The organism is Lacimonas salitolerans, from assembly GCF_042677865.1.
GTDB classification, from domain to species: domain Bacteria; phylum Pseudomonadota; class Alphaproteobacteria; order Rhodobacterales; family Rhodobacteraceae; genus Lutimaribacter; species Lutimaribacter salitolerans.
The window spans coordinates 1-4,524 of record NZ_JBHUDD010000025.1; the positions used below are offsets into that span (position 1 = coordinate 1).

At 58.7% G+C, this 4,524-nt stretch carries 6 protein-coding genes and 1 tRNA gene; 5 read left to right on the top strand and 2 right to left on the bottom strand.

Features of this window, described 5'->3' with window-relative positions; translation table 11 throughout:
• The first annotated feature begins 160 nt into the window (after positions 1–160).
• Together ACFTOW_RS02155 and ACFTOW_RS02160 are read left to right on the top strand one after the other, a co-directional pair.
• A complete protein-coding gene (locus tag ACFTOW_RS02155; protein ID WP_379912603.1) occupies positions 161–493 on the top strand; it encodes a hypothetical protein in 333 nt (110 codons plus the stop codon).
• Between the two features lie 18 nt (positions 494–511).
• Complete coding sequence (locus ACFTOW_RS02160; protein ID WP_379912605.1) at positions 512–718, top strand: hypothetical protein; 207 nt, start codon at positions 512–514, stop codon at positions 716–718.
• Between the two features lie 78 nt (positions 719–796).
• On the opposite strand, the gene ACFTOW_RS02165 is transcribed toward ACFTOW_RS02160, so the two are convergent.
• The gene (locus ACFTOW_RS02165) at positions 797–1,132 is read right to left on the bottom strand and encodes a hypothetical protein (protein WP_379912607.1); all 336 of its coding nucleotides are present in this window, start codon (positions 1,130–1,132) and stop codon (positions 797–799) included.
• A gap of 507 nt (positions 1,133–1,639) precedes the next feature.
• Between ACFTOW_RS02165 and ACFTOW_RS02170 the strand changes: the two genes are divergently transcribed.
• Together ACFTOW_RS02170 and ACFTOW_RS02175 are read left to right on the top strand one after the other, a co-directional pair.
• Positions 1,640–2,869, top strand: coding sequence for a DNA methyltransferase (locus tag ACFTOW_RS02170; protein ID WP_379912609.1), 1,230 nt, complete (start codon positions 1,640–1,642; stop codon positions 2,867–2,869).
• Positions 2,870–3,070: 201 nt separating this feature from the next.
• Positions 3,071–3,670, top strand: coding sequence for a hypothetical protein (locus ACFTOW_RS02175; RefSeq protein WP_379912611.1), 600 nt, complete (start codon positions 3,071–3,073; stop codon positions 3,668–3,670).
• Positions 3,671–3,739: 69 nt separating this feature from the next.
• Here ACFTOW_RS02175 and ACFTOW_RS02180 read toward each other — a convergent pair.
• A tRNA-Arg gene (locus ACFTOW_RS02180) sits at positions 3,740–3,816 on the bottom strand.
• 351 nt (positions 3,817–4,167) lie between these two features.
• Here ACFTOW_RS02180 and ACFTOW_RS02185 point away from each other — a divergent pair.
• Positions 4,168–4,449 (top strand): helix-turn-helix domain-containing protein, encoded by a 282-nt coding sequence (locus ACFTOW_RS02185; RefSeq protein ID WP_379912613.1) that lies wholly within the window; start codon positions 4,168–4,170, stop codon positions 4,447–4,449.
• Positions 4,450–4,524: the final 75 nt, after the last annotated feature.

Below are 4,524 nucleotides of genomic sequence, written 5' to 3' on the forward strand. Positions count from 1 at the left end.
ACGGATGTTAACAATGCAGGTGGGTCAGTTTTAGATGATCATAACCCACCCAAGTGGGTCACTTTTGCATGCCGATTCACACCTTGGGCACGTCCTACACCGGCCCGGGGCGCGGCAAGTGACCCCGGGGAAGGCCCGGGACAGGGCCATCATCGCGGGCATGGCCGCCGTGTTCCCGCCCGCGCTCCTTCTGGCGCGGGACGCGCTCCTGCTCTGGGCCAAGGACCACGAGCCGGACGGCTGGCCCACCGTGCCCGCCGTGATCCGGTTCGCCGCTGCGCACGAGGTGAGCGCGCAGGAGCTGGGCGCGCTGGTGGGCATCATCTCCTTCCGGCTGACCCCGCGCGGCAAGGTGGTCTGGGCCGACAGCCAGCGCCGCCCCGAGGTGGTCGTGCGCACCCCGCCGGGCAGGCTGTCGCGCCGCGTCCTCCGGGCCTACGGCTGCTTTGTCGCCACCGCGTCCCGGGTTGAGGCCGCGCGCCACGTCCACTGACAACCACAGGAGGGTCCGATGCCCTACATCTTCATCCGCACCACCAACGCGCCCCGAGACATTCAGCGCCTTGCCGCCTTGCAGCTCGCCCCGGGGGAAGAGATGTCGCCGTTCGACAAGATCAGCTATCCCACGAGCCTCGTCATGATCACGACGCCCGATGCTGCCGTGACCCGCGCGAGGCTGCTTGCCGAGGGCTGGAGAGAGGATGAATTGCGACCCTGAAACCGGCAGCTTCCGGGGTGCGGTTGGTGCCGCCCCCGGACGCCTGAGAAGGTGGGCCACGCCNGGGGGGGGGGGGGGTCAAGCGATGATCACCGTCAATTCGGTCCCGTCATCGGCCCACTCCACCACCATCGTCGGGTTGGCCTTGATCGCAGCGTTGAGGATATCCCCGGCGTTGAGGATGATTTCCATCCAGTCCTCATTCATGAGAGGATTCAGAATCTCGCCGCCATAAATCATGGGACAGATGCGCCTTCCCTGATTAGCTGCGAAACGGAGGATGTTTGGTGACAGCAAGCGGCGGGCGGCATTCAAAGTTCGGATCGCCTCACTAACTTCCACCATCGTCGGGACGTATCCCTGTTCTTCCAGACACACAGTTTCTTCATAAATGTTTTCTTCGTCTGCCATCATGGCATCACTCCTTTGGTTCGGAGCGCTGGCAGTCGGTTCAGGCCTCGCAGGCATCCATCAGACCAACAGCCAGCGCAACCGGGGTTGCGTTGATACTGTCGGCCCGCAGAAGTTTCGCCTGCGATCTGGGGGATGATGGTGCCTGAGGGCACCCGCCCGCCGGTCTGCATCAGCAGACAGTCAGAACATCCCCAATCCGCCGCGCTTGGTCAACAACGATTTATCCCTGAGCAAGTGCCGCAGCGCAGCAATCCCGGTAAGCCCCTGTTGTTGCTTGACTTTTCGCGTGGCGGGGCGGGGATAACCCTAGACCGGCTGCACAGCGGCGGGGTAGACCGGGGATAAGCTCAGTGAATGTTCACTTTTTGTTCATAACGTGCCAACATTTTTAAGTGATACTTAATCTGAACATGATCTATATGTGACCCTTCCGCAGCTTAGACAAACAAGGGCTTGTACATCCGTGGTGATTGCGGTAGAAAGACACCTAATGCAGGAAGAATCGCAATGAACCAGCTCTCCATGTTTGACCGAGTCCAATTCGCAGACTCCTCAGCTTCGTTCATTGCCGAGGTCGAAGCCTTTTGCCAGTTTGGGCAAAGAACCATCGTGGATAACCAGGATGGCATCCCCTACTTCATCAACGAGTTTTGGACGGCTGGGCAGCGTCAAGCCCACTCCATCCATGAAGTATCCTACCGCGCCTGCTTCAAGGCCCAATTGCCGGAGTTCTTCATCGGGAGGCTGACCAAGCCCGGAGACGTGGTGTTCGATCCCTTCATGGGGCGCGGCACGACCCCTGTTCAGGCCGCGCTGATGGGGCGACAGGCCTTTGGAAATGACGTGAACCCGCTTTCTCTTCTTCTGTGTCGACCACGGCTGCGGCCAATCACCATAGATGCTGTTTCTGCGGCCCTTCATTCGGTGGACTGGTCGGCAGGCGAGGTCAAGCGGGAGGACCTTCTTGCGTTCTACCATCCAGAGACGCTGCGAAAACTGGAGGCCCTCCGCCTTTGGATCGCAGAGCGTGCGCCGCTGGGATCGGAGGATGTTGATCCGGTTGCGGACTGGATTCGCATGGTTGCTATCAACCGGCTGTCTGGGCATTCGCCCGGCTTCTTCTCTGGCAGGTCGATGCCGCCCAATCAGGCCGTTTCGATCAAGGCGCAACTAAAGATCAACGAGAAGTTGGGCGTGTCACCGCCGGAGCGTGACGTTGCTGGCGTCATTTTGAAGAAGTCCCGGACCCTGTTGAAAAACGGCTGCGCCCCAAGTCAGGTTCGGTCCAGCCTGCATGCGGGTGCCGCTTGGGCCGTTCCCGGCATCCCAGACGCATCTGTAGACCTGACAGTCACATCGCCACCGTTCTTGGACATTGTCCAGTATGCCGCTGATAATTGGCTGCGTTGCTGGTTCGCTGGAATTGAACCGGATGCCGTCGCTATCGACATGCATAAGACCGAAGAAGCGTGGACCTTGATGGTCAACAGGGTCTTGCAGGAACAGGCCCGAATCTTGCGCCCCGGCGGCTATGTCGCCTTTGAGGTGGGTGAGGTCCGCAACGGTAAGGTTTTGCTTGAAAAGCTAGTCTGGCGGGCAGCGGAGGGCCTTCCCTTTGAACGGCTGGGCGTGATGGTGAACGATCAGGAGTTCACCAAGACAGCAAATTGCTGGGGCGTGGAAAACGGGTCCAAGGGCACCAATACCAACCGAATTGTTTTGTTGCAGCGGCACTAGCCGTTCCGCATCTCACCCAAGTGCCGCCCAAAGATTTGTCGCAGGCGGTTCTCCCAGCCTCCATTTCCGTAGTCGAATGCATAACGGCAAATGCATCCTCGCTCCTCATCTGACAGGTTCATTTCTCCCGTGGCCTGATCTAACAGTGCTTGAAGCCGTTCAAGGAGCCCCTGCCAGCCACCTTGTCCAACGATGGGCCGCATGAGTTCGGCAATCTCGTCATTGTTGAGAACAATTCTCTTCATCCAACTTCCCCGCAATGTTTACTCAGGCGGATTCCCCAGCCATAACACCATCCTAACCATGTTGGAGGGGATAGTGGAGAACAGATTTCAGTTGAGATGGGATGAGGAGGAGCTTGCGCGCGCCTTCAAGGTAACGACAAAGGACGTGCGTGAGTATCTAACGGACGGACGCCGGGTCTCATTCATCATTGAGCGCCGCCTCATGTGGGAAAATCCCGGCTGGAAGCTCGCTCCATCCGAAGGCGCAGGCTATGATCTTCTAGACCCTCACGGTGGCATGTGGGAAGTCCGCTCCATCACGCGGCAAGGTGTCTATTTCAACCCAAGCAATCAGGTCGGTTCAGGCCGCAAGTTCAATGAGGACGGCTTCCAATCGAAGATGAGCGGCATCAAGGGGTTCATCCTGTCAGACATTGTGGGCTTCCCGCTCGTTGATGTTTACGTGGTCCCCGTCGAGAATGTCGTGCGCTGGCACGCGGCCCGGGCGCTCGGCGCAAATGCGAAAGTGTCACGGAAAAAATTTCTGGAAGAAATGGTCCGAGACATCGAGCACTAATCCGATGTCGAGTTGCGGGTGAGGGCTCGTGGTCTCTACACCCACATAGCCTTGAGATTAAAGAAAAATTGGCGATCCCGGGAGGACTCGAACCCCCAACATCCTGATTAGAAGTCAGGTGCTCTATCCAGTTGAGCTACGGGACCGTGGCTCTGTGATAACGGTTCGGAAAACGGTTCGCAAGCCGCGCCTCCCCGCCTAGTCTGTTGTTACTCCATCCGTTTCCGGCCCCAGACCCGCCGCTTAGAAGTCAGCTGCTCTATCCAGTTGAGCTATGGGACCATGCCGGACCGCACCGCGATGCCAACCTCGTATACAGGCTGGCAACCACGCATCAACCAAAATCTGTGCGAAAGGATCTGGCCGAATGGCAACGGAAAATATCCAAAAGGACATGAAACTCGACGCAAGGCGGCTGCGTGTCTATGGTATGATCGAATGTGCCAAAAAGCAGGATATCGCCGCAGGCACACCGGACGGCATGCGCCTTTCGGGGGATGATCGCCCAGCAAGACCGGGGAACCATGGAACTGGACGACACGAGAACTTTTGACTTTGAGCGGTTTCGCGGAGCCTTGCTGGATGCCATGTGCGCAAAGGGCCTGAACGCCTCTGCCCTGTCGCGCAAGGCCGGTCTGAACCCCCGCGCGGTCAAGGACATCGAAGAACGGCGGATTCAGAATCCGCGCGTCTCGACCGTTCTGTCGCTGGAACGCGCGCTTGAGATGGTTCCCGGAACGCTTCTCGGGATCACGTCTTCCGAGGCGGATATGGGGTAGATTCCGGTAGGGGGCAGGATCGTATCACAAGGTCCTGACACCCCCTTCTTTCCTCCATTTTGAACTCTGTGGCCG